General features: G+C 63.5%; 24 protein-coding genes and 3 tRNA genes. 13 read left to right on the forward strand and 14 right to left on the reverse strand.

Annotated features, from left to right (window positions below; all coding sequences use genetic code 11):
• Window positions 1–465 precede the first annotated feature (465 nt).
• Complete coding sequence (locus RTN46_RS02760) at window positions 466–963, forward strand: DNA starvation/stationary phase protection protein (protein ID WP_312178901.1); 498 nt, start codon at window positions 466–468, stop codon at window positions 961–963.
• 78 nt (window positions 964–1,041) lie between these two features.
• On the opposite strand, the gene RTN46_RS02765 is transcribed toward RTN46_RS02760, so the two are convergent.
• The gene (locus tag RTN46_RS02765; protein WP_312178902.1) at window positions 1,042–1,761 is read right to left on the reverse strand and encodes an FCD domain-containing protein; all 720 of its coding nucleotides are present in this window, start codon (window positions 1,759–1,761) and stop codon (window positions 1,042–1,044) included.
• A gap of 163 nt (window positions 1,762–1,924) precedes the next feature.
• Here RTN46_RS02765 and RTN46_RS02770 point away from each other — a divergent pair, with 163 nt between their 5' ends.
• Together RTN46_RS02770 and RTN46_RS02775 are read left to right on the forward strand one after the other, a co-directional pair.
• Entirely contained in the window at window positions 1,925–2,443 is a 519-nt protein-coding gene (locus RTN46_RS02770; RefSeq protein ID WP_312178903.1) for a gluconokinase, read from the forward strand.
• 145 nt (window positions 2,444–2,588) lie between these two features.
• On the forward strand, window positions 2,589–3,359 hold the full coding sequence (locus tag RTN46_RS02775; protein WP_312178904.1) for a metal-dependent hydrolase: 771 nt from the start codon (window positions 2,589–2,591) through the stop codon (window positions 3,357–3,359).
• Between the two features lie 16 nt (window positions 3,360–3,375).
• Here RTN46_RS02775 and RTN46_RS02780 read toward each other — a convergent pair whose 3' ends face one another.
• The gene (locus RTN46_RS02780; RefSeq protein ID WP_312178905.1) at window positions 3,376–4,092 is read right to left on the reverse strand and encodes a LysR family transcriptional regulator substrate-binding protein; all 717 of its coding nucleotides are present in this window, start codon (window positions 4,090–4,092) and stop codon (window positions 3,376–3,378) included.
• A 148-nt stretch (window positions 4,093–4,240) separates the two neighbouring features.
• On the opposite strand from RTN46_RS02780, the gene RTN46_RS02785 reads away from it, so the two are divergent.
• Window positions 4,241–4,600: a DUF5997 family protein gene (locus tag RTN46_RS02785; protein ID WP_312178934.1), complete on the forward strand. Its 360-nt coding sequence runs from the start codon at window positions 4,241–4,243 to the stop codon at window positions 4,598–4,600.
• 286 nt (window positions 4,601–4,886) lie between these two features.
• Here the strand turns inward: RTN46_RS02785 and RTN46_RS02790 are convergent.
• Window positions 4,887–4,969 (reverse strand) — tRNA-Leu (locus tag RTN46_RS02790).
• Window positions 4,970–5,508: 539 nt separating this feature from the next.
• Between RTN46_RS02790 and RTN46_RS02795 the strand changes: the two genes are divergently transcribed.
• Genes RTN46_RS02795 through pknB form a run of 7 tightly spaced genes read left to right on the forward strand, consistent with a single transcriptional unit; the run spans window position 5,509 to window position 14,844 of the window.
• Complete coding sequence (locus RTN46_RS02795; RefSeq protein ID WP_312178906.1) at window positions 5,509–6,237, forward strand: DUF3662 and FHA domain-containing protein; 729 nt, start codon at window positions 5,509–5,511, stop codon at window positions 6,235–6,237.
• A 59-nt stretch (window positions 6,238–6,296) separates the two neighbouring features.
• A complete protein-coding gene (locus RTN46_RS02800; RefSeq protein ID WP_312178935.1) occupies window positions 6,297–6,722 on the forward strand; it encodes an FHA domain-containing protein in 426 nt (141 codons plus the stop codon).
• A 44-nt stretch (window positions 6,723–6,766) separates the two neighbouring features.
• Window positions 6,767–8,278: a protein phosphatase 2C domain-containing protein gene (locus tag RTN46_RS02805; RefSeq protein ID WP_312178907.1), complete on the forward strand. Its 1,512-nt coding sequence runs from the start codon at window positions 6,767–6,769 to the stop codon at window positions 8,276–8,278.
• Entirely contained in the window at window positions 8,278–9,705 is a 1,428-nt protein-coding gene (locus RTN46_RS02810; RefSeq protein ID WP_312178908.1) for an FtsW/RodA/SpoVE family cell cycle protein, read from the forward strand. The genes RTN46_RS02805 and RTN46_RS02810 overlap by 1 nt, the downstream gene beginning before the upstream one ends.
• Window positions 9,702–11,144 carry a penicillin-binding protein 2 gene (locus RTN46_RS02815; RefSeq protein ID WP_312178909.1) on the forward strand — a complete coding sequence of 481 codons (1,443 nt, stop codon included), beginning with the start codon at window positions 9,702–9,704 and terminating at the stop codon, window positions 11,142–11,144. Before RTN46_RS02810 ends, RTN46_RS02815 begins: the two co-directional genes overlap by 4 nt.
• Window positions 11,141–12,934, forward strand: a complete 1,794-nt coding sequence (locus RTN46_RS02820; RefSeq protein WP_312178910.1) for a protein kinase domain-containing protein — start codon at window positions 11,141–11,143, stop codon at window positions 12,932–12,934. Before RTN46_RS02815 ends, RTN46_RS02820 begins: the two co-directional genes overlap by 4 nt.
• 5 nt (window positions 12,935–12,939) lie before the next feature.
• Entirely contained in the window at window positions 12,940–14,844 is a 1,905-nt protein-coding gene (gene pknB, locus RTN46_RS02825; RefSeq protein WP_312178911.1) for a Stk1 family PASTA domain-containing Ser/Thr kinase, read from the forward strand.
• Here the strand turns inward: pknB and RTN46_RS02830 are convergent.
• From RTN46_RS02830 to RTN46_RS02840, 3 genes are read right to left on the reverse strand one after another with little or no spacing between them, the layout of a single operon-like run.
• The gene (locus RTN46_RS02830; protein ID WP_312178912.1) at window positions 14,841–15,485 is read right to left on the reverse strand and encodes an aminodeoxychorismate/anthranilate synthase component II; all 645 of its coding nucleotides are present in this window, start codon (window positions 15,483–15,485) and stop codon (window positions 14,841–14,843) included. The genes pknB and RTN46_RS02830 overlap by 4 nt on opposite strands.
• Window positions 15,486–15,489: 4 nt before the next feature.
• Window positions 15,490–15,660 carry a hypothetical protein gene (locus tag RTN46_RS02835; RefSeq protein ID WP_312178913.1) on the reverse strand — a complete coding sequence of 57 codons (171 nt, stop codon included), beginning with the start codon at window positions 15,658–15,660 and terminating at the stop codon, window positions 15,490–15,492.
• Window position 15,661: 1 nt separating this feature from the next.
• The gene (locus RTN46_RS02840) at window positions 15,662–16,483 is read right to left on the reverse strand and encodes a class E sortase (protein WP_396157231.1); all 822 of its coding nucleotides are present in this window, start codon (window positions 16,481–16,483) and stop codon (window positions 15,662–15,664) included.
• A gap of 219 nt (window positions 16,484–16,702) precedes the next feature.
• On the opposite strand from RTN46_RS02840, the gene RTN46_RS02845 reads away from it, so the two are divergent.
• Complete coding sequence (locus tag RTN46_RS02845) at window positions 16,703–16,960, forward strand: cell division protein CrgA (protein WP_312178914.1); 258 nt, start codon at window positions 16,703–16,705, stop codon at window positions 16,958–16,960.
• Between the two features lie 628 nt (window positions 16,961–17,588).
• On the opposite strand, the gene RTN46_RS02850 is transcribed toward RTN46_RS02845, so the two are convergent.
• Together RTN46_RS02850 and RTN46_RS02855 are read right to left on the reverse strand one after the other, a co-directional pair.
• Entirely contained in the window at window positions 17,589–18,431 is an 843-nt protein-coding gene (locus RTN46_RS02850) for a rhomboid family intramembrane serine protease (RefSeq protein ID WP_312178915.1), read from the reverse strand.
• Between the two features lie 75 nt (window positions 18,432–18,506).
• Window positions 18,507–19,049, reverse strand: coding sequence for a peptidylprolyl isomerase (locus tag RTN46_RS02855; protein ID WP_312178916.1), 543 nt, complete (start codon window positions 19,047–19,049; stop codon window positions 18,507–18,509).
• Window positions 19,050–19,202: 153 nt separating this feature from the next.
• Here RTN46_RS02855 and RTN46_RS02860 point away from each other — a divergent pair, with 153 nt between their 5' ends.
• Window positions 19,203–20,147, forward strand: a complete 945-nt coding sequence (locus tag RTN46_RS02860; RefSeq protein WP_312178917.1) for a hypothetical protein — start codon at window positions 19,203–19,205, stop codon at window positions 20,145–20,147.
• Window positions 20,148–20,216: 69 nt separating this feature from the next.
• On the opposite strand, the gene RTN46_RS02865 is transcribed toward RTN46_RS02860, so the two are convergent.
• The 6 genes from RTN46_RS02865 to gyrA form a co-directional block, all read right to left on the reverse strand.
• Window positions 20,217–21,149, reverse strand: coding sequence for a DMT family transporter (locus RTN46_RS02865; protein ID WP_312178918.1), 933 nt, complete (start codon window positions 21,147–21,149; stop codon window positions 20,217–20,219).
• Between the two features lie 138 nt (window positions 21,150–21,287).
• A tRNA-Ala gene (locus tag RTN46_RS02870) sits at window positions 21,288–21,360 on the reverse strand.
• A 66-nt stretch (window positions 21,361–21,426) separates the two neighbouring features.
• Complete coding sequence (locus RTN46_RS02875; protein WP_312178919.1) at window positions 21,427–21,546, reverse strand: DLW-39 family protein; 120 nt, start codon at window positions 21,544–21,546, stop codon at window positions 21,427–21,429.
• Between the two features lie 44 nt (window positions 21,547–21,590).
• Window positions 21,591–21,664: transfer RNA gene (locus tag RTN46_RS02880), tRNA-Ile, on the reverse strand.
• A gap of 111 nt (window positions 21,665–21,775) precedes the next feature.
• On the reverse strand, window positions 21,776–22,279 hold the full coding sequence (locus RTN46_RS02885; protein ID WP_312178920.1) for a DUF3566 domain-containing protein: 504 nt from the start codon (window positions 22,277–22,279) through the stop codon (window positions 21,776–21,778).
• The gene (gene gyrA / locus RTN46_RS02890) at window positions 22,276–24,909 is read right to left on the reverse strand and encodes a DNA gyrase subunit A (RefSeq protein WP_312178921.1); all 2,634 of its coding nucleotides are present in this window, start codon (window positions 24,907–24,909) and stop codon (window positions 22,276–22,278) included. The genes RTN46_RS02885 and gyrA overlap by 4 nt, the downstream gene beginning before the upstream one ends.
• Between the last annotated feature and the right edge of the window lie 31 nt (window positions 24,910–24,940).

Raw genomic sequence — 24,940 nt, forward strand, 5'->3', positions numbered from 1 at the left:
ACCTGCGGAGGGATCCGCAGGTGCCGGGGCACTGACAAGCTCAAATAAACAAAAGGCCCGGTGTCCTTCCCTGCATAGGGGAGGGACACCGGGCTTGTCGTCCGGTTCGGGCAGGCCGCACGAATGCTGGCCTGGAACCGTTTGGTCTTCTCATCATCAAGTTGGAGCCGGCTGTTGGGGCAGCCATCAGGTCCGGAGCGCAGGTGGCCGCTGTTGGGGCAGCATCCACAATTCCGCACGCAGGACCCTGTCTCAGATCCCCTGACTCAATGAATTTCTTGAACCGGTTGAGGTAGGACGGTCAGATAGTAAGTTGACTTATTCCACCTTGGTTCCCACCGTAACGAATTGGACAACAGATCACAAACTGAAGGTAAGGTTACTTACATCGGCTTGCCGGGGATAGCGGAATCCGCTCCTTGGCCCGCCTAGAAGTCAGCATTTTTCGTCAACATAGGAGGAAACATGAAGGCATCAAAGCAGCTGACCACGAACCTGCAATCCGTCCTCGTGAATCTCATCGAACTTCACCTGCAGGGCAAGCAGGCTCACTGGAACGTCGTCGGCAAGAACTTCCGCGACCTCCACCTGCAACTGGATGAGATCATCGATGACGCCCGGCTTTTCGCGGATGAACTCGCAGAGCGCATGCGCGCCCTGCAGGCGGTCCCGGACGGACGAAGCCAGGCCGTTTCGGAAGGTACGTCCCTGCCGCCGTTCCCCTCCGGGCTCGTGGACACCAAGGACACCGTCACCCTGGTCGTCGCGCTGCTGGACGGCACCGTGAAGACCATGCGCGACGTACACGACCAGGTAGATGAAGAGGATCCAACCACCGCAGACATCCTGCACGGATTCATCGGCAAGCTGGAGCAGTACGCCTGGATGGTCGACGCCGAGAACATCAAGCCGACCGCGAGCGTTGTCACTCCGAAGGGTGCGAATAAAGAGGCGACGCTTTAGCCGCTCCAAATCCACACGGCTTCCCGGCCGGGGCCCACGCTTCCATGCGGCGGCCCCCGGCCGGTTCCGTCTGGGGTGTCAGTCCTGGAGCCGGAGGGCTTCTTCCACCTCGACCAGCAAGGCAGCCATCCGGGCCCTCGCCGCGGCGGGATCCTCCCGTGCGATGGCCTCGGCAATAAGTTCATGCAGGTCCAGCGCCTCTGGCCGCGGCCCCTGCGGCATCAGGTTTTGCGTGCTCCGTCCGGAAAGCACCTCAGCGACGGCCTCGCGGAGTGAAGCAAACATTTCATTGCCGCTGGCCTCAAGCAGCAAGGTATGGAAGGCGATGTCCGCCTCGAGGAAGGCATCGGGATCGCCGGCCCGGCTGCGCATCGTGGCTGCTAACTCCTGCAGATCCCTGCGCTGCTTTTCACTCGCGGAGCGTGCCGCCCCAGCCGCTGCCAACGGCTCGACGGCGATGCGCAATTCTGTCAGGGAACGGAACTGGCTTCTTCGTCCCGGCCCGGCCAACCGCCAACGGATGATGCGCGGGTCATAGACATTCCAGCGAGCCGGTTCAAGGACCACAATTCCAATGCGCCGCTTCGAATAGACCAGGTTCATGGCCTCGAGGATCTGCATGCAGTCACGCACCACGGTACGTGAGACGCCGAACTGCTCCTGCAGCCCTTCAAGCGTGAGCCGCCTTCCGGGAGGCATGCCTCCGGTCACTATGTCGCGGCCGACCACCTCGATGATCCGGTTGTTCATCACCTCGGCAGCAGGACTGTCCTGCCCAACAACTCCACTGTCCTGCAAGGCGCATCCTTTGTGGTCAGGTCAAGGGCCGGCACCCGGCCGTTCACGCGTATCCCTTCGGCGGGCATACGCTCCCAGTCTATGGTGCTACCTTTGATTTCACCATGGATCGAAGCGTGGGGATCCCATCTTCGGCGACAACGGCGTCCTGAGGAGCAGTACCATGAACCTTCCGTCCCAGCACCTTGTCATCATGGGGGTGGCAGGCTCGGGCAAGACCACAACCGCTACCCTGCTCTCCGAGCACCTAGGCTGGATTGCCGCCGAGGCCGACGAGTTTCACTCCGCGGCCAACATCGAGAAAATGAGCTCCGGCGTTCCCCTGGCTGATGAGGACCGGTGGCCCTGGCTCACATCCATCACGGAATGGATGAGCACCCAGGCTCAGAACGGCCGGTGCACCATCATCACGTGCTCGGCGCTGAAACGAAGCTACCGTCAGGTGCTGGCGCAGGCAGAGGGGCAAGTCCACTTCGTCCACCTGCACGGCGAGCCCGAGGTGCTTGCGGAGCGGATGCAATCCCGCCGCGGACACTTTATGCCGGCTTCCCTGCTCCCCTCCCAGCTCTCCACCCTTGAGCCGCTGGAAGACGACGAATCGGGAATCACCGTCGACATACTCAGGACACCAGCACAGATTTCGGCGGAGATCCTAGACCGGCTTCTGCTGCCGTCCCCGTAGCGCTGCCCTGCTCCCAGACCCGGATCAACAGCGACCAAGCCATGCTGCTTCAACACTGCGGCTTCGAATGTCAGTGGCAGGTGACAGCATGGATATCTGCCGGAGTTCCGGCGCAAGGTCTTGCCCGGAAGGAAAGCAACACACCATGATGGGTGGCCATCACGCCGCGAGCGGCGCAGCGGCATGGGTAGCCGTAGCCTCAACTGCCCCATATGCTCTGGGCTGGTACCCGGTCAGCCCCCTCGGCGTCGTTAGTGGGGCACTTTTGACCGCCGGCGCCGCGCTGCTACCGGATCTGGACCACCACAGCGGCACTATCGCCAACTCGCTGCCTCCCCTGACCCGCATCCTCGCCCGCATCACCGAACGGGTCAGCGGTGGGCACCGGCGCGGAACCCATTCCCTGCTGGGGCTGGCGGTTTTTGTCGCCCTGGCCGGTGCATTGGGTGAACTGACCACGGAGATCCGCGGGATGGGCACCGTGGAGATTGGCGCGGGCCTGCTCTCGATCCTGCTGATGGGTTTTGCCCTGAAGGCGCTCAAGATCGCCGGCGGCGCCGCACGCAGCTGGCTGCTCGCCATCCTGCTCTCGGCGTTCATCGCCTTTTACGCACCGGAGAACAACGGCTGGCTTCCCGTCGCCGTCGGCCTCGGCGTGGGGGTCCACATCATCGGTGACCTGCTGACCCATCAGGGCGTTATGGTCCTATGGCCGCTGCGGATTAAGCGGCCCCGGAAAGTCGCCTCGATGCCGCTGCTTTCCAAGTTGTGGAAGGCCAGCGGCTCCCTGTCCGTGCCGATCATCGGACGCGCAGGGTCCTGGCGGGAATGGGCCATCATGGTGCCGGTCTCTGTTTATGCCATCTACGGCGTTATCGAGGCCGGGTTTGCCGTATTGCGCGGATGGGTGGCCTAGCTCGTTCCAGGTGGCCTTAGCCGCGTCCTTTGCCCGGCCGACGGCGGGCAGGCTTACCTCCGGCGCCCTTGTTCGGCTTGTTGTGCGGTGCCTTGCCCCTGGCGGCCTTTCCCCTGCCTGCCTGCGACTGCCCAGCCTGCGTCTTCCCCGGCTGGGCTTGCCCCGGGTTCCCACTCTTGGCTTTCCGGTCCTTCGAAGGCCCGGCCTGTACTGAGGGCTGGCGGGAGCTGTTGGCAGTGCGTCCGCGGACTATACCGATGAACTCCTCAATATCCGTGTCCTCAGCGTCCTGGCGCCAAGCCACGGCTATGCAGGTCCCCTCGACGTCGTGCACGGGCCGGCTGATGACGTCGCGCCGCGAATGTAAACGTGCCACAGGCATGGGAAGGATCAGCAGTCCGGCTCCGGAAGCGACAACTTCCAGTCCCATGGCTACGCCCCCCAGCTCCGCTGCATCCATGAGGTTCTCGCCGGCGAGGTCGGCCAGGACAACGTCCTCGAACGCCGCGACCGGGTGGTCCTTGGGCGCGGCCACCACAGGCTGTTCGCGGTAGAGCGGAATCGCGTGCAGGTCCTCCGGGCGTTCAAATCCCTCTTCCGGAATACGGATGAAAACCAGGTCCGCGGAACCGTTCTCCAAGCGGACCAGGATGTCTGCTTCCCCTACCTGTTCGGCTTCCAGCCCTCGCTGGCGCCGCTCGGACCAGCGGGAAATCCATTTGCCCGGCGTCACCCCGGGAGCATAGGCGATTCTGAGTGGGGGGATAGCCGATCCGGCGCGCGGTGGGGACTCTTGGGACACCTGTTCACACTAGCTCACCACCGCCCGCAGGGGCGCCGGATACCCTTGAGTTATGACCCCCCAAAAATCTTCCCAATCCATGAAGCCTGAGACGGCCGCCAAGAAGTTGGGCATCTACCTTCCCGCCGCGCCGAAGGAGTTCCAGGACAACCCTGTTACCCGCGCCCAACTCGATGAACTACAGGCCACCCCGCCGGAGTGGTTGGCCGAGCTGCGCCGCAACGGGCCGCACCCCCGGCCGGTGGTTGCCCAAAAGCTGAACATTTCCATCGGAGGCCTTGCCCGGGGCGGCATCACGGATCCGCTGACTACTGAGCAGATCACCGAGCTGCTGGCGTCCCCTCCCCAGTGGCTCGTGGCCGAGCGGGCAAGCTTCGCTGCGGTCCGCGCGGAGGCGAAGCGCGTCAAGGAAGAAGCAGCCAAGAAGCCCAGCGCCTAACCCAGGTCCCTCCGGCCTGCGTCTCGCCCCCCCGGCTGAGGCGGCCTCCCACCCCTCGTGCCAAACTCCTGGCGCGGTTGCCGGCCAGCGGGGGGGGTGGGAGGTCCGGGTAAGGCGGCTTTAATATTCCTCCGAGCTCTGCGAGCGAGGAATTTCGTTGCCGCCGTCACGGCCCTCCCAGGCCAGCACGCTCCCGGGCCAGCACACTCCCAGGCCAGCACACAAGGGGTGGCAAGGCACACAAAAAAATCACCCCGGCCAATTGACCGGGGTGATTTTCATAACGTGCGCGAGGGGGGATTTGAACCCCCACGCCCTTTCGGACACTGGCACCTGAAGCCAGCGCGTCTGCCGTTCCGCCACTCGCGCAAAGTGTCTTCCCTCAGCTGGAAATGCGGTGAATATCACTGCTAAGAGCGAGATCCTGCATTCCGATTCCTCGGGAACAGCAGAATCAAGCATACCGGCAATTCCGCCAAACACCTAAACAGGGCTCACTCCGGCTCCAGGCCAGCCCGGCAGAGGGCCGGATGGCACCGGAAAACTCAGCCAGAAACCGGCTTTCGTGGCCCGCGCAACGCCTCGGAACGGGCCCCGGGAGCTGCGGAGGACGGGATTCACCCGTCCGGGACACCGCTAGGGTGTTAAGACATTTTTCAGCCGACCCCAGTAGTATCGGAATGGATAGACGCACGCCCTGCCTGCATGCCCTTCATGCTGCACCACTCCGGCAGGGTCTGCGCTGCAGGTACATTCTTGTGGCAGGCCACCGGTCCGACTGCCGGAAGGTGCGGCCAACACAGGGCAGGACCAAGGTACGAACAAGGCAGGACAAGGCAGGACCAAGGTAGGAACAGGGCCACAGCAGGATTAGACACAAGGTTCCAGACACAGGGAAGGAGGCGGAGATGGGCCTACTCGACAACGTCGAACGCGGCATTGAACGGATGGTCCGCGGGGCGTTTTCCACCGGTACATCAGGACGCGTTGAACCGCTCGAACTGGCAATCGCCCTCCGCCGGGAATTGGATGAGAAGTCCATGACCCTGGGTCAGGGCCGTACGCTCGCGCCCAACGTCTTCACCGCACGTCTTTCCGATGACGACTTTGCCCGCGCCCAGGAATGGGGCGCGCCGCTCGCCGAAGAGCTCTGCGACGTCGTCATTAAGCACGCCCGCAGCCAGAGCTACACTCTGCAGGGCCCGGTCCGGGTCTCTTTCACCCGTGATTCCTCGCTTAAGCCCGGTTCCCTGGAGATCGACTCAACGACCGAGAAGTCGCGTGTGGCCAGCCCCCGCCACCCCCAGCCTCCTGCACCGCGGCAGAGCCCCACACGCATGCAGCCTGTCCTGGACATCGATGGCCAGCGCTATTCCCTCAATGCCACCTCGGTAGTGCTCGGCCGCTCCTCAGAGGCCGATATCCTCGTTGACGACACCGGCGTCTCCCGGCGCCATCTCGAAATCCGAACCGAAAACGGCACGGTTCGCGCCGTTGACCTGGGCTCCACCAACGGCAGCTACGTCAATGGCCAGAAAGTACAGGGAGAAACCATCCTCACTGACGGCTCCACAATCACCATGGGACGGACCCGCATCGTCTTCCGCCTCCTTCCGCTCCGTTCCGGAGGGCGCTAGTGGACGGCTCGCTGACACTGACCCTGCTCCGGTACGGGTTCCTCATCCTGCTCTGGGTGATGGTTCTTGGCGTCGTCGGAGCAATCCGGCGCGACCTCGTCCTTGGTGCGCGTAACCGCACCGGAACACCCACCGCACGCCAAGTACGCAAGAACCCGGCCCTGGAGCGTGAAGCACCGGCGCCCGCACGCGTGCAGGCGCGCCAGATGGTCGTTACCGAAGGCCCGCTGCGTGGAACTACTTTGGACCTCGCGTCCAGCCCGATCCTGCTGGGGCGGGCCCAAGAGGCCACGATTGTGCTGGAGGACGACTATGCCTCCGGCCGGCATGCCCGCCTTTTCCCCCAGGGCAGCCGTTGGTTCATCGAAGACCTCGGTTCCACTAATGGAACCTTCCTCGGCGGTTCCCAGCTGACCCGCGCCCAGCCTGTGGACCCGGGCGTGCCGATCCGTATCGGTAAAACGGTCATCGAATTGAGGCCTTAGCGGTGGCTCTGGTCCTTCGATACGCTGCTCGCTCCGATGTGGGCATGGTGCGGCTCAAGAACGACGATTCGGCCTACGTAGGGCGCTACCTCGCTGTTGTCGCCGACGGCATGGGTGGCCATGCGGGAGGCAACGTTGCCTCGGCATCGACTGTCCTGGACCTGGTACATCTGGACCGCCGGGACTTGGACGACGAAGCCGTGACCGTGCTCGCTGATGAAATCCAGGCCGCCAATTCCTTGCTCTCGGAGCTGGTCACTACCTCCCCGGAGCTCTCCGGAATGGGTACCACGGTCACGGCCATGCTCCTGCAGGATGAGCGTATTGCCCTGGCGCACATCGGAGATTCCCGCGCGTACCGGCTCAAGGACAGTGTCTTTGAACAGATCAGCGTGGACCACACATTTGTCCAGAGGCTCATCGATGAGGGGCGGCTGAAGCCCGAAGACGCCGAAATCCATCCCCACAAAAATGTCCTGATGCGGGTACTGGGCGACGTCGATGCCAGCCCGGAGCTTGATCTCGCTACTTTCGAGGTTTCTGCCGGAGAGAAGTGGCTGCTGTGCTCTGATGGCCTGAACGCTGTACTCCGGGACAGTGATATTGAGTCAGTGCTCCGTCATTCTGCCGACATCGAGGACGCCGTCCAGACTCTGGTGGACCTGACGCTTGCCGGCGGCTCGCCGGACAACGTCACCGTGGCCATCATCGAAGTCGCCGAAGAGTCCGGCGACGAGATGCCCGGCGTGAATCAGCTGCCCCGGGAAACGGCTCCGGTAACGGGCGGAATCGCGGCCCAGAACGCTGCCGTTCCTGCACCTGGAAAAGACGGCAGTAAGTCCGTTCCCGCCGCAGACGGTGAGGGAGCCGCTGAGGCGGCCTCCACCGAGGATCGCGACGCCGACAGCCCTGTCCGCGCCGAGCTGATCCGCCAGGATCTCGCTTCCCGCCCCCACATCCTGGTCGGAGCCGCTTCCCTGGCGACCGAAACCGGCCAGATTCCGATCGTCACCGAACGTACCGCGGAACGCCGTGCCGCACGCATGTTGATGCACAAGGCCAACGACGCCGGCACCGCCGATTCAAGCGTGGAACCTGCCGAACCGCCCAAACGTAAGCGCAGGCGCTGGATCCCCATCGTTGTGATCGCGGTGCTGGCTGCCCTGCTGGCCTCAGTGCTCTGGGTCGGGTACGCCTGGACCCAGACGCGGTACTACGTGGGTTCTTCCGACAACCGCGTTGCTATCTACAACGGCGTCTCGCAGACCCTGGGACCGATCAAACTCTCCCAGGTGGCCGAAACGACCAACATTCCCGTCGACAGCCTCCCCGAATACTGGCGCAGCCGGGTGAACGACACCGTCCCGGCCCGTGACCTCGTGCACGCCGAGCAAATCGTGGACCAGCTGCGCGGCACGGCGAAGGCAGTCCTGTGCCCCACTCCGTCTGAAACAGAACCGTCGCCGTCGCCGACCGTCCTCGCCGACGCCTTGGGGGCCACTGCTGACCCGGAAGCCGCTCCAGGGACAACCCATACTTGCGGAGGGGAACAGTAATGTCAGAACTCGCCGCGCCCGCCAAGTCCCGCCGGAACGTTGAGGCCGTCCTGCTGCTGCTCGCCCTCGCGGTCGGCATCGGCGCGAACATGCTTGTCGGCATCGACGAAGACCGCGCTTTCGACTCGGATTTCTGGGTCCAGGGCGGAACGTTGGTGGCCCTCGTGCTCGCCTTCCACATCGTGCTGCGCTTCCGGGCAAAATATGCAGATCCGGTAATACTTCCGATCGTGACCGCATTGAACGGCATCGGCCTGGCCATGATTCATCGGCTGGACATCGCGGAAAGCGACAATGCCGCGGATCGCCAGCTCCTCTGGAGCACTGTCGCCGTGGCCGCTGCGATCGGTGTGATGTTCCTGATCAAGGACCACAGGATCCTGCGCCGCTACACCTATATCTCCCTCATCGTGAGCGCTATCCTGCTGCTGCTGCCTTTGGCCCCCGCCCCGATCGGTCAGGAAATCAATGGTGCGCGGATCTGGATCAACGTGGGCTTCGGCACCTTCCAACCCGGTGAAATCGCCAAAATCACGCTCGCTATATTCTTTGCGGGGTATCTATCCACCAACCGCGACCTAATCCTGCTTGCCGGCCGAAAGGTCGGCCCGCTGCAGTTCCCGCGGTTTAAGGACATGGGGCCAATGATGGCCGCCTGGGCGGTGAGCATCGGGGTCCTCGTCTTCCAGCGCGATCTTGGATCCTCGATCCTGTTCTTCGGCCTCTTTATGGTCATGATTTACGTCGCCACCAGCCGGGTCAGCTGGGTCCTCATCGGCCTGGCCTTGATCGCCGCGGGCGGCCTCGTGGCCGTCCAACTGTTCAGCCATGTGGCCCTGCGCATCGACGGCTGGCTCAACGCCTTTGAACCGGAAGTTATCGACCGCGTTCCCGGCGGCAGCTATCAAGTGGTTCAAGGCCTCTTTGGCCTCGCCAGCGGTGGGATGGCAGGAACCGGGCTTGGGCAGGGCCGCCCCGACCTGGTCACCTATGCCAACTCCGACATGATCATCGCCGCACTCGGAGAGGAGCTCGGGCTGGTCGGCATCGTTGCGATCGTCCTGCTGTTTGTACTCCTCGTATCCCGCGGCTTCCGGGCGGCTCTCGGCACGCGGGACGGTTTCGGCAAGCTGCTGGCCTGCGGGCTGTCCTTCACGATCGCTTTGCAGTGCTTCGTGGTCATCGGCGGAGTCACGCGCCTGATCCCACTGACCGGACTCACAACACCCTTTATGTCAGCCGGCGGCTCCTCGCTGCTGGCCAACTGGATCATCATTGCCCTGCTCCTGCTGATTTCCAATTCAGCCCGCCGGCCTGCGGCTACCGGGCTGTCCACCGATATGGAGCCCGCACTGGCATCGCCGGCAGATACCGCCCGCCCCCTGAAGCGGAGCGGCAAAACTGAAACGGAGGTAAGGCGCGCATGAACCAGGCTATCCGCAACAGCTGGATCGTGGCCCTTGCCATGTTCCTGGCCATTCTTGGGTCGCTCACCTATGTGCAGTTCTTCGCTGCTCCCGAGCTCAACGCAAACCCGATCAACAACCGCGGTCTGTACCAGGACTTCGGTCAGAACCGGGGTTCCATACTCGTTGACGGCGTCCCGATTGCAGAATCCGTCCCCTCCAATGACCAGTTCAACTATCAGCGGGTCTACAACCAGCCGGAGCTGTACTCGGCTCTGACCGGCTACTTCTCCCTTGCGCTCGGCGCCAACCAACTCGAAGCCGCCATGAATGATGAGCTGACCGGCAACAGCGACCAGCAGTTCTATGACCGCCTGGTCCAGCTGTTCACCGGCGCCCAGGCGCAGGGTGCCTCCGTGGAACTCACCATCGACCCCGAGCTCCAGCAAATGGCCTACGACCTGATTCCCGACGGGCAGAAGGGCTCAATCGTGATGATGGACCCGAAGACCGGCGACATCCTGGCCATGGTCTCCAAACCCTCTTATGACACAAACCTGCTGGCCGTCCACGACACCGAAGTAGTTGACGCCAACATGGAGCAGCTGCTCACTGTCCCGGGACTCTCCCCGTATAGGAATCCCGCCACAGAGTCCCTCCTGGCCCCGGGCTCCACGTTTAAGCTCGTCGACGCCGCTGCCGCTCTCGAAACGGGAAAGTTCACTGCGGAATCGGTGATTCCGAACCCGCCCGCACTCCCTCTCCCGGGGACGAACATTTCCCTGCCTAACTTCACCAACGGCCTGTGTGGGACCCGCTCCGAAGCGACGATCCAGTTCGCTCTGGAGCAGTCCTGCAACACCGTGTTCGCCCAGATCGCCTGGGAAGTCGGCCAGGACGCATTGGCTGACCAGGCAGAGAAGTTCGGTTTCGGCGCGGGACTCAATATCCCCACGCCGGTTGTGGCCAGCCAGTTCCCCGAAACCGAGGGACAGGCTGAACTGGCCCTTTCCTCGATTGGCCAGGGCAGCGTCACGGCAACCCCGCTGCAGGTAGCCATGATTTCCGCGGCGATCGCCAATAATGGCGTGCAGATGACCCCGAACCTGATTAAAGCCGTCAGGGCCCCGGACCTGTCCGTCATCAATGAACCCGAACCCTCTGTCCTCAACACCTCCGTCAGCCCGGGGACAGCCGCCCAGCTGACCGACTGGATGGTGAGCGTGGTGGACAACGGATCTGCTTCAGCCGCCCAAGTTCCCGGGTTCAAGGTGGCGGGGAAAACCGGTACCGCTGAAGTCGAGGGACGCGGCGACAACGCCTGGTTCACCGGCTTCGCCCCGGCAGAAGACCCCCAGGTGGCCATCTCGATCGTCATGGAAGACGTTGACCTGACCACCGGATCCCAATTGACCACTCCAAGCGCGCAAAAACTCCTAGAGGCGGTGTTGAATAAGTGAGGCCTACTTCGGGTATCACCTTAGGCGGCAGATTCCAGCTGACCGATCGTATAGCCATCGGCGGTATGGGCGAAGTCTGGAAGGCACGGGACCTGGTCCTGGGCCGGATCGTTGCCATCAAGATCCTCAAGGAGGAGTACACCGGGGACCCGGGCTTCCTGAACCGCTTCCGTGCCGAGGCCCGGCACACGGCTCTGCTGAACCACGAGGGCATCGCCAACGTGTTCGACTACGGCGAGGAGGAGGGTTCGGCCTATCTGGTGATGGAGCTCGTCCCGGGCCAGCCGCTGTCCACCATCATTGACCGTGAAAAGGTCCTGTCGCCGGACCGTGCCCTCTCGATCATCGGTCAAACCGCCACCGCCCTTGCCGTCGCCCACAAGCAGGGCCTTGTGCACCGCGACGTGAAGCCGGGAAACCTGCTGATCATGCCCGACGGGCGGGTGAAAATCACCGACTTCGGTATCGCGCGCCTCGCCGATCAGGTGCCCCTCACCGCCACCGGCCAGGTCATGGGCACCGCACAGTATCTGGCGCCCGAGCAGGCCACCGGCCAGCAGGCCACCGGCTCCAGCGATATCTATGCTCTCGGAGTCATCGGCTACGAGTTGCTCGCCGGCACGCGCCCGTTCTCGGGGGAATCACAGATCGCCATTGCCCTGGCACAGGTCAATGACACTCCGCCGCCGCTGCCGGAAACGATTCCCGCGCCTGTACGCGCCCTGATCATGTCCATGCTGGCAAAGGATCCGGCGGACCGCCCCTCCGACGCCGAGGCCTTGGCCCGCGCCGTCGCGGCCATCCGCCGCGGCGACATCAGCGCTGCCGAGCAGGCGGTGCCGGGCATGCTCCTCTTCGGAGCCGGCGGCGCTGCCGCCACCGGCGCAATGACAGCTCCGGTACCGATGCCCGGGGACACCTCGGCCACCCGCGTCGTGGACACCTCTCCCTCCACCTCGGCCCTGCCCGTTGCGGCTTCCGCGTCCAATGGCCAGGAGACCGGCGCTCTGGCAGCATCCCGCGAATGGACCGACGACGACGTCGACGGTGACGGGTATGGCAGCGACGACGGCTATGGCAGCGATGACGAGGAACCGCGGCGCAAGAAGTGGCTGATTCCGCTGATTGTTTTCCTGTCCCTCGTACTGATCGGCATTATTGCCCTGATCGTGGTCAACCTGAATTCCGATCCAGCCGGCAACGACCAGGCCACCAAATCGCCGTCGACGTCCGCCTCATCCTCCTCGACGTCGGCCAGTCCCACACGAAGCAGTGCCTCGCCGACCTCCAGCTCCGCCTCCCCCACGACGCCGTCCGCGACCCCCAGCTCTTCGGCTGCGGAAATCACGATCAACGCGTCGCAGTACCAGGGCCGCGAAGTGAACCAGGTTTCCGAGGAGCTTAGTGCCCTCGGCCTGGCCGTGAGCCGTAACCCGGTGCCGTCGGACCAGCCGGAAGGCACCGTGCTCGATGTGAATCCCGTCGGTACGCTCTCCCGCGGCGATGCCGTGTCCATCACCTATTCCTCTGGCCCCAAGATGGTCAGTGTGCCTGGTGGGCTCCTGAACCAGCCGGAAAGCAGCGCCACCTCGCAGATCGTCAACGCAGGCCTGGTGCCCGACGTCGTCAGGCAGCCTTCAAACGATGTGCCAAGCGGCAGCGTTATCAGCGTGAATCCCGGCCAGGGTGCAACGGTTCCGTCCGGAACCACCGTGACGGTCGTCGTCTCCACCGGGCCCCCGGCGGGACAGCCCGAAGGCGGCAGCACTACCGCGCCTGGAGACCAGTAGGCACTATGAGTGCGGATTTCCTGAAAGGACACCCTACGCTGAACACTGACCGCGTCCTCAACGGGCGGTACGAGGTAGGTGAGCTTATTGGCCGTGGCGGCATGGCTGACGTGTACCTCGGCCGGGACTCCCGGCTGGGCCGCTCAGTGGCGATTAAGGTGCTGCGTCCCGATCTGGCACGCGATCCGCTGTTCCAGTCGAGGTTCCGGCGGGAAGCACAGGCGGTCGCCGGGCTGAACCACCCCTCAATCGTTTCGGTGTACGACACCGGAGACCAGGAATCGGAAAGCGATTCCCAGGATGAAGTCCGGCTGCCGTTCATCGTGATGGAATACGTCTCCGGCCGCACACTCCGGGACCTGATCAAGGCCGGAGAGGTCAGCATCGAAGCGGCTGTTGACTACACCCTCGGCGTACTGGCAGCCCTCGAGTACAGCCACCGTTCCGGGATCGTGCACCGCGATATTAAGCCGGCAAACGTTATGGTGACGGCTGAGGGCCAGGTCAAGGTCATGGACTTCGGCATTGCCCGGGCCATCGCTGACTCAGCCGCGACGATGACGCAGACCCAGGCAGTGATCGGCACCGCCCAGTATCTGTCTCCAGAACAGGCACGCGGTGAAACCGTCGATGCCCGGAGTGATCTCTATTCGGCTGCCTGCCTGTTCTTCGAGATGCTCGCCGGGCGTCCTCCCTTTGTGGGGGACAGCCCTGTCTCGGTGGCCTACCAGCATGTGCGCGAAATCCCTCCAAAGGCCAGCAGCTTTAATCGTGAGGTCTCCCCGGAACTGGACTCCGTCCTGGAACGCGGCCTCGCCAAAAACCGTGACGACCGCTACCAGAACGCTCATGCGTTCCGCGAAGCCCTGCAGGCCGCACGCCATGGGCGGATGGAGCCGGACCGGACCGACGCCACCGAAGCCATCCAGATGCCCAAGGCTCCTGCCCAGCCCTTGCCGGAGGAAGAACCCCGCACCCGCGCCATGGCCCGGGTCCTGGAAGGTGGCCCGCTGACGAGCATGTCGGCCGAGGACCTTCAGGAGGACGAGGATCCGTCCCGGCTTCGGGTGGGTAATGACCAGGAACAGAATCCCCGGCAGAAGAAACGGGGCCGGGGATGGATGGTGACGCTGTTCGTTGCCTTGGCGCTGATCCTGGCTGCGGGCGGCATCTTTGCCTACAATCTGGCGAACCAGCCCCCTCCACCTCCGGTGACCGAGAGCATTCCGAATGTGGAAAACATGACCCAGACGGACGCCATCAATACCATTACCAGCCTCGGGTTCAGGGCGCCTGTCATCGAACAGCAATACAGCGACACCGTGGAAAGCGGACTGGCGATAGGCACTGCACCCGAAGCAGGGACTCTCGCCGTGCTGGACGGAGATATCACCCTTTATGTTTCCCAGGGTCCCTCGGCCGTCCAGGTCCCCGAGACCCTGCCAGGCATGAGTGAGGCCCAGGCCCGCGATGTCCTGCGCCTGCTGGGACTGCAGGGCGGAAATTCCGTCGCCGAAAACAGTCCGACTGTTCCGGAGGGCCGGGTCATTGAAACCAAGCCTGGAATAGGAACGTCGGTCCAGGTCGGCAGCACCGTGGACCTGGTCCTCTCGACTGGAAAGGTCACGGTTCCCAACCTCATCGACCTGGATGTCGAAGAGGCGAAGGGTTACCTTGCGGATCCTGCCTACGGGCTGCAGGTGGTGGTGGACGAGGTCGAAAACACGGTCGTGGAACCCGGTACCGTGACGGACCAGAGCGCTGCGCCCGGATCCGATGTTCCGCAGGGCAGCACGGTCACCCTGACCGTTGCCAAAGAACCTGCGAAACCTTCGCCATCGGCCTCACCCAGTTCGTCCTCATCGCCGTCGCACTCCGGTGGGCGGCGGGGCGATTCAGGCCAGGGTTAGGAACCCGAGCTGATGAGCGGGCTCAGGGTCGCGGCGTGGGCCGCGGCCCCCTCCAGCCCCAGCCCCTCCAGCCAGTTGCCCAGCATCTCGTAGCCGCCCTCGGTAAGGACTGATTCGGGGTGGAACTGCACTCCGGACAGGGGAGCAGCACGGTGCTTTAGGCCCATGATGATTCCGCTGGCGGTCCGCGCAGTGACTTCCAGCTCCGCCGGAATCCGGTCCGCGACGGCGGCAAGGGAGTGGTAGCGGGTTGCCGTCAGCGGGCTGGGAAGCCCGGTAAAGACATCCGTTCCGTGGTGCTCCACCTCCGAAGTCTTGCCGTGCATAAGTTCCGGAGCGTGCGTGACGGTGCCGCCGAAAGCCTCGGCCAGCGCCTGATGGCCCAGGCAGATGCCAAGCATCGGCTTCGCATTTTCTCCACACCAGCGGATGAGGTCGATGCACACCCCTGCATCACCCGGAGCCCCGGGCCCGGGGGAGACCAGGACGCCGTCGCGGGCTGCTGCCAGCTCTTTGGCTTCGTCCAAGCTCACGTCGTCGTTGCGCACTACGGTTGTCTGTGCCCCCAGCTCCTGCAGGTAGCCGACCAGGGTGTAGACAAAGCTGTCGTAGTTATCGACCACGAGGATACGGGTGCTCATTACCTCAGGAACCGCCAATCGTTGAATCCGTAAGTGGGCCCAGGAAACTCAGTTCCGAGAACCAGGGAAATACAAAAACCATCAGTGCCAGCACCACGCCCGCGGCCAGCGCTAGCGAGGTGATGATGCGTACCCACAGCGGGCCGGGCAGATGCCGGAAGATCCAAGCGTACATTTTATCCCTGTCCTTCTGCGCTGCCAGCTGCAATTGCTGCGATCTCTGCCGGGGGACCGGCAGAGGCCGGCTGCCATGATTCCATCACTGCGTAGGCGATGAACCGCTCCTGGGATCCGAAGCGCGGATTGCAGGTAGTCAGGGTCAGGATCCGTTCCGCCGGTGCCGCGCCGGCCTGGGTCGGGACCGGGGCCAGTACGTCCACCTTGTCCGGCAGGACAATCTGGCTGTTGCGGTAGATATAGGTGTAGTACCCCTCTGCAGTCCGCACGTAGATGCGGTCGCCGGGCACCAGGGTGTCGACGGCGTCGAGGACCTGTCCGTGGGTCTGCCGGTGGCCCGCCAGCGCGAAGTTGCCGACCTCACCAGGCATGGCGGTTTCCGGATAGTGGCCGAGTCCCAGGGTGTCCAGCACCTCCGTGCCCACCCCCTGAGTGACCGGCCGTGCGTGTTCGGGGCCGAAGCGCGGAATATAGATTGCCGCGAAGGTGTCCCCGTCAGCATCGGGAGGCGGCAGCACAGCCGGGTCTCCGTAGCTTTCGGGAGCAGGGCCGGGAGACGGTACCGCCGGCGTATCAAACCCGGAAAAGAGTTCCTCCATGGCCTGCTCCTGCCTGCGGTCGGACTCGATGTTGGTCCACCAGAGCTCCCAGACGACGAACAGAACGAGTACAAGACCGGCGGTGATAAGCAGTTCACCAAATACCTGTACCACCATGGAGCCGCGGCGGCGCGGCGCGGCGCCGCCCCGGTTCCGCTTCACCCGGCGGGTTTCGGGCACCTCTGCCCCGTGCGGTGCGATGTCATTCGTCGAACTACGCAAGCTTCCCCCGGTTCTCTCTCTACTGTCCCGGGTGGCACCGGGCACTTTGCTGCTGGTCATTCGCTACGATTGGAAGAGAGGGAACCTGCAAAGCCACCCAGCTCGCCGCCGATACCAAGTCAGGATATCGCCAGCCGGTCCGCCGGGCGAGGCGTGCGGGCCTTCCCACAGACCATAACCACACCGGCGTGAAGTGAGCCGGTTCCCCTAGGAGGATCCGTGCCCGAGTCCAAGTCCCGTAAGAAGCCGTCGGCCGCTGCTGCTCCCGCTCCGGTCAAGGGTAAAGCCACACCGAAGCCGAATCCGGTCTGGTACAAGCCGGTGATGTTCGGTCTCATGCTCGTTGGGCTGATCTGGATCATCGTTTTCTACATCTCGCAGGCGGTTTACCCCATCCCTGCACTGGGTTCAGGGAACATCCTCGTTGGCTTCGGGCTCGCCATCGCGGGTTTCTTGATGACCACACGCTGGCGCTAACCGGCAAAAAGACAGGAATTCCCGGTGCGCGGAGTCCGCACACCGGGAATTCCTGTTTTAAACAGGGTTACCCACAGCGGTGCCACTTCTCCACAGCCCGTTATCCACAGCCGTGCATAACCTGTTCAGAATGATTGGGTCTGCCAGACCCCAGCTGTCCTCCACGCCAACCAGCTTTTCCACAGCGACACGTGGAAAAGCTGGGGAAAACTCAGGCTGACAAAATCGATTGTTTTACCCACCGTGTGCACAGAGTTATCCACAACTGTGGGTAACTCTGTGGCCAAGCAAGGGCGATTCCGCGTCTTCACTGGGATCTGAGTTATCCACAGCTGTGGAATTACATGTGTGTAACTCTGGGGAGACACTGGATAACTTTGAGCCGAAGTTACCCACCGGGTGTGCACAACTTGACGTCAGGCCTGTGGATAACCGGATTCCCACTGCCTAAACTCCAAAATCTGATGCCTGACCACCCTTCCTGGCACCTGAGTTACACGTCTGTAAGTTACTAACAGTGTGGGTATCTCTGTGGATAACTCACCGGCGAGCGGTGGACAAGTGTTCCCCAGTGCCTTAAAACACTGCAGGCCCCCGGGTTTCCGGAGGCCTGCAGGGGACGTGGAATCTAGAAGCTGGGTGTCCAAAGGAAGGCTACGGCCACGAGCAACAGCGCAATCCCAGCCAGACCGCCGAACTGTACCAGCGACCGGCGCGGGCCCTTCGGCGCGTATGCCAGCACCGCGGCACAGGCGGCACCGGTCAGCAGGCCGCCGAGGTGTGCTTGCCAGGAAATGCTCGGATAGACGAATCCAAGCACCAGGTTGATGCCAATCAGAATCAAAAGGCTCTTGATCTCGCCGCCCCGCTGGCGCTGGATAACGAACAGTGCGCCGAAGAGGCCGAAGATCGCACCGGAGGCTCCCACAACTGCCTGGAAGGCGGGGGCGAGGAGCAGTACCCCGATGGAACCGCCCAGGGCCGAGATCAGGTAAAGCAGGATGAACCGTACCCGCCCCAGCAGGGGTTCCAGGGACCGCCCAAGCAGCCAGAGCGCATAGAGGTTGAACGCAATGTGGAAGATGAACCCGGGGGAGTGCACGAATGCGGCCGTCAGCATGCGCCATGGTTCGGTGGATGCAAAAATCGGGGCAAAAAGGAACAGCTCGGTCACGCCGGGCACCAGCCACTGAAGGGCATAGACCACACCGCACAGGATCATCAGCGTTGTGGTGACCACCGGCTTTCCGGCACGGACAGCACCGCCGTACGGGGTGCGGTATCCGGGAACGTTCCGGCGGCTTTCCTGGAAACAGTCAACGCACTGGATTCCCACCGGGGCGCTGTGCTGGCACTCGGGGCACGCGGGCCGGCCGCAGCGCTGGCAGCGGATGTAGCTGACACGGTCAGGATGCCGCGGACAGACGGGTACTTCTTGGGCCGGCGGTCCGGCCGGAATTCCGTAGGACATGGTGTGTTCGGCTCCAGGGGCTTTTTATGGGGACACCCCGGCCGGAGACCCGGCCGGGGTGCGCTGCCAAACAGACTAGAGCTGCTCGACAGTGACGCTGTTGATGACCACGTCTTCAGCGGGCTTGTCCCGCATATCTGTGGCAACCGCATTCAGTTCGTCCACGACGGCCTTGGACTCATCGTCGGCAACTTCACCGAAGATGGTGTGCTTGCCCTGCAGCCAGGTGGTGGGGACGGAGGTAATGAAGAACTGCGAGCCGTTCGTGCCGCGGCCCATCTGGATGCCGGCGTTGGCCATGGCCAGCTTGTACGGAGCGGTGAAGTCCAGGTCAGGGCTGATCTCGTCGTCGAACTGGTAGCCGGGACCGCCGGTGCCACGGCCCAGCGGGTCGCCGCCCTGGATCATGAAGTCCTTGATGATGCGGTGGAAGATCGTGCCGTCGTAGAGCGGACGGTTTGTCTTCTCACCCGTGGCCGGATCGGTCCACTCGATTTCGCCCGTTGCCAGGCCGACGAAGTTCTGGACCGTCTTCGGCGCATGGTTGCCGAACAGGTTGATCCGGATATCGCCCTTGGAGGTATGGAGGGTCGCTTTTGCAGTAGGAATAGCAGTCATGTAGCTCATTCTTCCACGGCGTCCCTTTGGGCGCGCGGAAATTGGCCTGTTCAGCGCACAGTGAAAAGCTCCGGCCGCTGGGGCCTGCTGATAGCACAGAACAGCCATTGCACGTAGGCTAAGGCTGAACCGTCACTATCCCGGGAGGTAGTTTTGAATAAGAAGGACCGCATTGCCCGTGACTTCGAAGCGAATGTCACCGCAGGCGTGGAAACGGCACGGGACTGGGCAACCCCCAGGGTAGAGGCCGCCGTCGGTTGGGCAGTTCCCCGCATTGAAAAGGGGATCGAAACTGCTTCGCCCAAGATTCAGGACGGACTCAAGCGTGCTGCCGACGAGATCGCGCAGGGTGTTGCCGTGATGACGCCGCGGATCCAGGACGGCCTTCAGAAAGTCGGCCCTAGGATCAGCCAGGTTGTCGACGACGCCACTCCGAAGATCCAGACCACCCTGGATAAGGCAACCCCGGCCCTGAACCACGCCAAGGACAGGGTCGTGGACAGCTACATCCCCACCATCTCCAATCGACTCGGGGATGCCGCTGACTCCGTCTCCCGCGGTCTCGGTAATGCCTCTGTCCCCGTCCAGACTGCCGTGGCCAAGGTCACCGGCAATAAGAAGGCGCTGAAGCAGGCACAGAAGGCCGCCGCAAAGGCAGCCAAAGAGCTGAAGAAGCAGCAGAAGCGCGGCGGCAAGGGCTGGCTCGTCTTCGGCATCGTCGCTTCGGCAGTTGTAGCCGCAGTGGCTGCCTGGCGCGCGTCCCGCCCGGTTGAAGATCCGTGGAAGACGCCCGCACCGGCACAGCCGAAGCCCGCCGTCGTTCCCTCCCCCGCTCCTACGGCACCTGCCGAGAGCAGCAAGCCCGCTGCCCCCAAGCCTGCTGCTACCCCCATGGAGAAGGCCAAGGACAGCGTCGACACCGCCGCTGAGAAGGCCAAGGAAGCCGCCCAGGGCGTAAAGGATGCCGCTGCCTCTTCCGCCACCAAGGCCGGGGAGAAAGTTGCCGAGGCCGCCAAGCACAGCAAGGAAGCCTCAGCTACGGCTCCGAAGCCGGGCCCGGCAAACGCTGAGACCAAGGCTGACAAGCCCGAGAAGTAACCAGCTCCACCGCTTTAACCACGGAAGGACCCCGGATTTGCCGGGGTCCTTCCGTGGTTAAAGCGGTTTTTATTTTTCGATGTCGCCCCCGAGGGCCGGAGGGAGCGGAGGCACCGGCCCATCGCCGGGGTCTCCGCTGACGGCCGAGCGTCCCCGTGCCTGCCCTATAACGACGACGGCGAGGCCGGCCAGGATTATCGCCAGGCCGGCATAAATGCCGCCGGGCAGTTCCTCTCCCAGGAAGATGGCCGCGAGAACGGCTGCACCCGGGATCTCGAGCAGGATGATCATCGACACCACCAGGGGGCTGATGACCGCGAGCAGGTGGTTAAACACCGTGTGGCCAAGCAGCTGTGCCATCAGCGTGACCGCCAGGATCCCGAGCCAGGCCGCCGGCTCAAACCCGATGACCGGCTGCCGAAACCCCGCGCACATCACCAGCAGGATCACGGCACAGGATCCATAACAGAGGGTCGTGTAGGTTCCGGTGGACATGGTCCGCCGGGCCTTGGCTCCGGCGATCGTGTAGAGGCCCGCCAGCGCACCGCCGGCCAGCGCCAGGGCGTCGCCCAGCAGGGCTTCCGGGGAGAGCGCCACATCGAATCCCGTTATTACGACGACGCCGGCGAAGGCCACGACCAGTCCCACCATGGTCTGCGGTGCCACCCGGCGGCCACGGAGGCGGTCAAACAGGGCGATCCAGCCCGCCTGCAGGCAAACGAGTGCAGTGGCCGCAGCAACCGAGGTCAGCTGCAGGGCGGTGATGAAACAGGCAAAGTGCAGCGCCAAGGCAAGGGCCGCCAGCCCCGTCCAGCGCAGTTCTGAGCGGCTGAGGCTGCGGAACTCGTGCCGGCGGCGCAGTCCGGCCGGGACGCCGATAACGACGGCTCCCAGGGCATTGCGCCAGAAGGCGATTGCGAGTGCCGGAGCGGCTGTTGCTGCCATGATGGGTCCCGAGGCAGAGACACCCAGCACACCGACCATGGCCAGGAAGATGGTCATGTAAAAAGATTAAGGCCTGCTGGTTACCACTTTGTCCGCACCAGTTCCTCGGACCGGCAAACCGCAGCAGGCAGGCGCAGAAGCGCCGGTGCTTTAACGCAGAAAGTCCCGGCCGCAGTGGCCGGGACTTTCATTCGGTGGAGGCACGGGGACTCGAACCCCGAACCCCCTGCTTGCAAAGCAGGTGCGCTACCAATTGCGCCATGCCCCCGAATTGGAACTGCTCCAGTATATCCCACCTGAGAAGGTGTTCAAACCAGACCGTTCCTTAGCGGAACTACTCGACCTTATCGGTCGATGCCTTCCAGGCGGATTTCTCCGCGGCAGTTTCCTGCCATTTCTTGAAGACAAAGACGCCTGCTGCTGCCGCTGCTGCAATAGCTAACAACTTCTTCACAGTGTCTCCTTGCCGTTGTGGTCGATCATCGAAATGATCTTCCGTGGGCGTACCAGGACTTGAACCTGGGACCTCTTCGTTATCAGCGAAGCGCTCTAACCGCCTGAGCTATACGCCCCGATACCTCACCGGGCCGAGATATGACTTTACCGTAACCCCGGCCGGAACCCAAATCGGGTTCCTCGCGGTTCCGGCGCAGGCTCAATTCCTGCGCCGGAACCAAGCAAGGCTAGTCGTCAGTGAGGGTGACACCGATGCCGCCGACCAGGGTCGAGGCAATGTTGTACAGCACAGCCGAGAGCATCGACAGGGCCGTCAGGAGCAGGACGTTGACAACAGCGATGATGGTCGCGAAGGAGACGACCTGGCCAAGGGAAGCCAACTCCCGCAGGTCGAATCCGCCAGACTCAGAACCGGCGATTTCGCCAAGCAGGTCATTTACCCGGTCGAAGATGCCCGTCAGGTCCAGGACCGTCCACAGTACGATCGCCGCGACCACCGTAACGACGCCGAGGGCGACAGACAGCAGGAACGACATCTTCAGCACCGACCACGGGTCGATCTTGCTCACCAGCAGGCGGGCTTTGCGGGCCTTCGCCTTGGGAGCCGGCTTCACCAGCGGCTGCCGGTTACCTGACGCGCTCTGACCCGTCCCAGGCCGCTGGGCGGGCCGTGCCGGGGTCTTCACCCGCGGGCCGCCGCCAGGCCTGGCGTTAGAGTTGGTCGAGCTCACTCGCTACCTCCATCTTCAGCAGACTGCGCGTCGCGCCCAGCCGTTTCATCTGTAGACAACGGTACTTCATCCACAGGTACCTCCACAGACTCGCCTTCGGAGCTTTCCTCGCCGTCGGGCGCGTCCACCGGCAGATCCCGTTCGGAGTTACGGGCCACCGCAATGATGCGGTCGTTCTTGTCCGGCTTGGCGAAAATAACGCCCATGGTGTCGCGTCCCTTCGCAGGAACGCCGGCGACAGCGGAGCGGACAACCTTGCCGCCCTGCATAACCACCAGGACTTCGTCCTCTTCCTGGACGATCATCGCGCCGACCAGGTGTCCGCGGTCCTCGTTGTACTTACCGACCTTGATGCCCAGGCCGCCTCGGCCCTGCACACGGTATTCCTCGACGCTGGTGCGCTTGGCGTAGCCACCTTCGGTGACGATAAACACGTAGGAGTCCTCGGTAATGACGTCCGCAGCGAGGAGTTCATCATCCTCGCGGAACTTCATGCCGGTGACGCCGGAGGTTGCCCGGCCCATCGGTCGCAACGCCTCGTCGGTGGCCGTGAAGCGCAGGGACTGGCCCTTGCGGGACACCAGCATCAGGTCGTCGGTCTCGCTGACCAGCTGTGCGGAAACGACTTCGTCGCCTTCGCGCAGATTGATGGCGATAACGCCGGCGGACCGGTTCGTGTCGTAGTCCTGAAGCTGGGTCTTCTTGACCAGCCCGCGCTTAGTGGCGAGCACCAGGTACGGAGCGGCTTCGTAGTCGGGCAGGTCCAGCACCTGGGCAATGTGCTCGCCTGGCTGGAAGGCCAGCAGGTTCGCCACGTGCTGTCCCTTGGCATCGCGTCCGGCTTCGGCCAGTTCGTAGGCCTTGGCACGGTACACGCGGCCCAGGTTCGTGAAGAACAGCAGCCAGTGGTGGGTGGTGGTGACAAAGAAGTGGTCCACGACGTCGTCCCCGCGCAGCGCGGCGCCGCGGATCCCCTTGCCGCCGCGGTGCTGGGCCCGGTAGTTGTCGCTCCGGGTCCGCTTGACGTAGCCGCCGCGGGTGATGGTGATGACCATTTCCTCTTCGGGAATGAGGTCTTCCATGCTCATGTCGCCGTCGTAGCCCATCAGGATCTTGGTGCGGCGGTCATCCCCGTGCTTGTCCACGAGCTCAGCGAGTTCCTCGCTGACAATCTGCCGCTGGCGCTCCTCGGAGGCCAGGATCGAGTTGTACTCGGCGATCTCAAGTTCCAGCTTGGCGTGCTGGTCCTGGATCTTCTGGCGTTCCAGGGCAGCAAGGCGGCGCAGCTGCATATCCAGGATGGCCTGGGACTGCAGTTCGTCGATGTCCAGCAGCTGGATCAGGCCGTTGCGGGCCTCTTCCACGGTGGAGGAGCGGCGGATCAGTGCGATCACTTCGTCCAGGGCGTCCAGTGCCTTGAGCAGGCCGCGCAGGATGTGGGCGACTTCCTCGGCCTTACGCAGCCGGTAGCGGGTGCGGCGGACGATGACTTCAAGCTGGTGGGTGACCCAGTGGCGGATGAACGCATCCAGGCTCAGCGTGCGTGGCACGCCGTCGACGATTGCCAGCATGTTGGCGCCGAAGTTTTCCTGCAGCTGGGTGTGCTTGTACAGGTTGTTCAGCACAACCTTCGCGACGGCGTCGCGCTTGAGCACGATCACGAGGCGCTGGCCGGTGCGGCCGGAGGTTTCATCGCGCATGTCGGCGATGCCGGTGATCTTTCCGTCCTTGACCAGTTCGGCGATCTTGATGGCCAGGTTGTCCGGGTTGGCCATGTACGGCAGTTCCGTGACCACCAGGCAGGTTCGCCCCTGGAGTTCCTCGACGCTGACCACGGCGCGCATCGTGATGGAGCCGCGGCCGGTGCGGTAAGCATCCTCGATGCCCTTGTGGCCGAGGATGGTTGCACCGGTGGGGAAGTCCGGGCCCTTGACCCGCTTGATCAGCTCTTCGAGCAGTTCCTCGTTGGAGGCTTCCGGGTTCTGCAGGTACCACTGCACGCCGTCAGCGACCTCGCGCAGGTTGTGCGGCGGAATGTTGGTGGCCATACCGACGGCGATGCCGGAAGAGCCGTTGACCAGCAGGTTGGGGAAGCGGGCCGGCAGGATCGTCGGTTCCTGGTTGCGGCCGTCGTAGTTGTCCATGAAGTCGACGGTTTCCTCGTCGATGTCACGGACCATTTCCATGGCCAGCGGGGCCATTTTGGTTTCGGTGTACCGCGGAGCGGCAGCGCCGTCATTACCGGGGGAGCCGAAGTTGCCCTGGCCCAGGGCCAGCGGCGCACGCATCACCCAGTCCTGGATGAGGCGCACGAGCGCATCGTAGATGGCCGAGTCGCCGTGCGGGTGGTACTGGCCCATGACTTCGCCAACCACGCGGGCACACTTGTTGAACGCGCGGTCGGGGCGGTAGCCGCCGTCGTACATGGCGTAGAGCACGCGGCGGTGCACCGGCTTCAGGCCGTCACGCACATCCGGAAGCGCACGCCCGACGATGACCGCCATGGCGTAGTCCAGGTAGGAGCGCTGCATTTCGGTCTGCAGGTCGATCTGCTCAACACGGTCGGAGAGGACGTTCCCGCTTACGGGTTCGAGTTCGCCGCCGGGGACTTCCGGGGTCTCATCACTCATTGGTTCTGTTCCGTTCTAAGTTCAAGTCCAT

The sequence above is a fragment of the Arthrobacter sp. genome (genome assembly GCF_031988865.1).
Classification (GTDB): domain Bacteria; phylum Actinomycetota; class Actinomycetes; order Actinomycetales; family Micrococcaceae; genus Arthrobacter_B.